This is a genomic window from Georgenia daeguensis (assembly GCF_039537705.1).
In the GTDB taxonomy this organism is placed as follows: domain Bacteria; phylum Actinomycetota; class Actinomycetes; order Actinomycetales; family Actinomycetaceae; genus Georgenia; species Georgenia daeguensis.
Genome location: NZ_BAABBA010000063.1, coordinates 1 through 3,418 on the forward strand (window position 1 = coordinate 1; position 3,418 = coordinate 3,418).

3 protein-coding genes, 1 rRNA gene and 2 pseudogenes are annotated in these 3,418 nt (G+C 71.6%); all 6 read left to right on the forward strand.

Annotation, left to right across the window (positions count from 1 at the left end):
• Positions 1–77 (forward strand): 5S ribosomal RNA (gene rrf / locus ABD774_RS21805); the annotation flags it as partial.
• A 400-nt stretch (positions 78–477) separates the two neighbouring features.
• Positions 478–627: pseudogene (locus ABD774_RS21895) on the forward strand (AraC family transcriptional regulator); the annotation flags it as partial.
• A 68-nt stretch (positions 628–695) separates the two neighbouring features.
• A pseudogene (locus ABD774_RS21335) lies at positions 696–1,275 on the forward strand (dihydrofolate reductase family protein).
• A gap of 239 nt (positions 1,276–1,514) precedes the next feature.
• A complete protein-coding gene (locus tag ABD774_RS21340; RefSeq protein ID WP_345045742.1) occupies positions 1,515–1,979 on the forward strand; it encodes a hypothetical protein in 465 nt (154 codons plus the stop codon).
• Positions 1,980–2,468: 489 nt separating this feature from the next.
• Positions 2,469–2,972 (forward strand): alpha/beta hydrolase, encoded by a 504-nt coding sequence (locus ABD774_RS21810; RefSeq protein ID WP_425554630.1) that lies wholly within the window; start codon positions 2,469–2,471, stop codon positions 2,970–2,972.
• 100 nt (positions 2,973–3,072) lie between these two features.
• Complete coding sequence (locus ABD774_RS21815) at positions 3,073–3,204, forward strand: hypothetical protein (protein ID WP_425554628.1); 132 nt, start codon at positions 3,073–3,075, stop codon at positions 3,202–3,204.
• Positions 3,205–3,418: the final 214 nt, after the last annotated feature.

Genomic DNA, 3,418 nt, shown 5'->3' on the forward strand with positions numbered 1-3,418 from the left:
CGAACCCGGAAGCTAAGCCCCTCAGCGCCGATGGTACTGCACGGGAGACTGTGTGGGAGAGTAGGACACCGCCGAACACCCATTGAAAGGAATGGCCCCCACCACCAGGTGGGGGCCATTCCTGCATTGACAGCCTTTGTTGGTGGGTTTCCCTGCGCAAGCATTTGAGTGCTCTTCCCGAACCAGAGTGCCTTCGGTTTCGCTGATGCGCGGATAGCCCTCGACTCGCGCAAGATCAAATCTGCAGGCGTCCGCGGGTCGGGCGCGTTGATGCGGACCATGGCGCTGCCGCGGTTGTGGAGCACTCGGGGCTGCGGCACGTGGGAGTGCGGCCCAACAATGCCGAGGCGTACCACGGTTCTCCGTCTGTACCTCGGTCCGGCCATCAGGGCGTGATCGCCGCAGATAACGACCCTGCCGAGCAGGCAAGCAGCTTGAAGAGGACGGGCTGCTGTGCAGCTTCGACCGGGGTGACCTGCCGGTCGCGCAGGCTGCTTCGACCACGCCCACCTCGGCCACCAGCCCGGGCGTTCACCGGGCTTGCCGACGCGGTACGTCGAAGTCCGGCGGCGGTCCCTGGGCGAGCATCCTGGCCACGTCCTGGACGGCTGGCCGCTGCCGGCCGACAGATTCCTTACAAGAGTGACAGCTCATGGCATGCTCATTCCGGGGCGCCCGAAGCAGAGGAGTGCGCCGTGAGCAAAGTAGTCATGTACAGCTCCGTGTCGCTAGACGGTTTCATCGCGGACGAGAACGACCAGCCCGGACCGCTGTTCGACTGGTTGCTCCGGTGACGTCCCGTTGGACGCGAGCGGCGTGCTGAAGGTGTCGCAAACCTCGTACGACTACACCCGGCCGTACTGGGACCAGGTCGGGGTGACAATCGCCGGCCGCCACGTCTTCGACATGACGAACGGCTGGGACGGGACGCCTCCGAGCGGGGTCGACCACGTGGTGGTCGTGACGCACCGGCCGCCGCCTGAGGGATGGGACCCGGAGGGGTCGTTTCACTTCGTCGACGGCGTCGAGGTAGCCGTGGCCAAGGCGCGGGAGCTCGCGGGCGACCGCATCATCGAGGTCGCCGCTGGCGACGTCGGGGGTCAGGTGCTTGCCGCGGGCCTGATCGACGAGGTGCGCATGGACGTCGTGCCCGTCGTGTTCGGGTCCGGCAAGCGTTTCTTCGGGTCCGTCCACGCGCAGTACCTGCTGGAGGATCCTGACGTGGTGATCCAGGGCAACCGGGTGCTTCACCTGCGCTACCGGGTGCGCCGCTGACCGATCTGAGCGGGAGCGCGAGGAAGTTCACTGCGAACGGGGGACACAGGACCGTGCCGTGGCCCTCGGGCCAGGACCGCGTCGTCCCGCGCAGCTCCAGCCTTGTTGCACGCGTCGTACGAGACCAGCCTCGTAGGCGCGAATGACGATGTGCACGCGATCGCGCAGGCCCACCGGCGGCGCGTGCGCGCCTCGAGCGGTGGGGCCCGGCGGCGACGTGGGTGGCGGCCCTGTGCCCCATGCCGTACGCCGTCATCCGCTTGACCTGGCCCACCCCCTGGCCCCAGGGTGCGCCAGGTGGGCCCGACTCCATCGGCGACGGCGTGCGCGCCTCCGGCATCCTCCTCGGCCTGGCCGCGCTCGGCGGCGCCGTCCTCACCCTCGGCCTGATCTCCCGCCGGGGAGACGTGTTCCCGGCCCGGCGCCCCGGGCTCCGGGGACGTCTCGTCCCGGTGCTGGCTGCGGTCGTGCCGGCCGCCCTCGTCGCGACAGTGCTGTGCGCCTCGTCGATCAGCATGATCATGATGTCCACCCGCGACGGCGCAGGCTGGCTCGTCGCCGCGATCCCGGCACCGCTGTGGGGTCCCACGCTGGGGCTCGCCACCTACGCCTACTACCGGCGACGCACCGATCACCGACGACGGACCGGCACGGAACCGACGTCGCGGTCGATCGGGAGGCCGGCTCCAGGCGCAAGGAGGTAGCCCTGATGGCAGTGCTCAGAGGACCCGGCAGAGCCCGCGTCGTCGTCGCCGGTGTGCTGGCCTCCTGCCTGCTCGGAGTGCTGGGGCTGCTCGCCGTCGCGGCGATGACCCACAGCCCGCGGTGTTCATCGCCGCGGGGATGGCGGCCGGGCTCGGAGCCTGGGTCGCGGCGCACCACCGGCTCGCCCGAGGCAGGTTCTCCCGCGACGGCCGTCCTCGCGGCAGCAACGCCGCCGACCTCTCCCGTGCCGCACGTGGGTCGCGCGCCGTCGCGGGCTCGGCGCCGCCGCGGTGCTCACCTTTGGAGCTGCGCTGATTCCCCTCGGCGACCGCTGGGTGCCTCCGGAGGTGGCGCCTGGGTCAGGCACGTGGCCACTGCCTGACGGCAGATCGTTGGCGTACGGCGGCGTCCGCGCCGCCGACGGCGCACCCGAAGCCACCCCCGTCGTCGTGCTCCGCGGCGGGCCGGGCGTTCCCGCCACGGCGGGGATGCTCCGTGTGCTCGGGCGGCTCGCCGAGGCGGGGCATGACGTCTGGGCCTACGACCAGCCGGGCACCGGCTGCTCGTCACGGCTGACGGACCCGCGTGGCTCCACGACCGCGCTCGGGGTGGCCGACCTCGAGCAGGCCCAGGAGCGCATCGGCGCGGCGCGCGTGATCCTCGTGGGGCACTCCTACGGCGCGCACCTCGCCGCGGCCCACATCGCCGAGCACCCCGACCGGGTCGAGCGCGCGGTCTTCTCCCCGGGCGATCTGAGGGAACGACGGCACCCACGGCAGTCCGCAGGACCGCCTCACCACCGCGGAACAGATGCGCCTCGACCGGCTGCTGCTCTCACCGCGGACCCTCCTCACCTATGCCCTCGTGCAGGTCAACCCGGTCGCGGCGCACGCCCTCGCGAGCGACCGCGAGGCCGACGCGCGCCAGGACCGGGTCTACACCGCGGCACTGCCAGGCCTGCACTGCCGCGGCCGCACCGGCCCCGCACTTGACGGCACGGGCTTCTACGCCGCCCCCGTCCCGCTGTCGTGGCGCAGGCGGCCCGAACCCGACGTCCCGGCAAAGCTGGGGCGGAGCGATCGCCCCGTCCTCGTGGTGAAGGGGCTGTGCGACTACCTCCACTGGGAGTCGGCCACCGGCTACCTGCGCAGCTTTCCGGACGGCAGCCTGCTCTACCTGCCCGGCGCGGGGGCGACGTACACGTCGACGAGCCTCGGAGGGTGAGGGAGGTCGTCGCGGACTTCATCGCCGGGAGGACGGTCCGCGGGACGCTCGACGACCCCGTGCGCGCCCCCGCCGGCGTCCAGCCCTGCTCCGCGCGCCGGCTCGGGTTGGCGTCGGGTCGGCGTTCTGGTGGTCGGCTGGCTGTTCGGGGTGGGGTGCTGGTGGTGTGATGGGGGTCATGGGTTGGTGGTTTGACCGTGGGTTCTGGGGTTGC

Coding starts and splice junctions, on each gene's coding strand:
- ABD774_RS21340 (WP_345045742.1), top strand. CDS start 1,515: ATGCCGTACGCCGTCATCCGCTTGACCTGGCCCACCCCCTGGCCCCAG.
- ABD774_RS21810 (WP_425554630.1), top strand. CDS start 2,469: ATGCTCCGTGTGCTCGGGCGGCTCGCCGAGGCGGGGCATGACGTCTGG.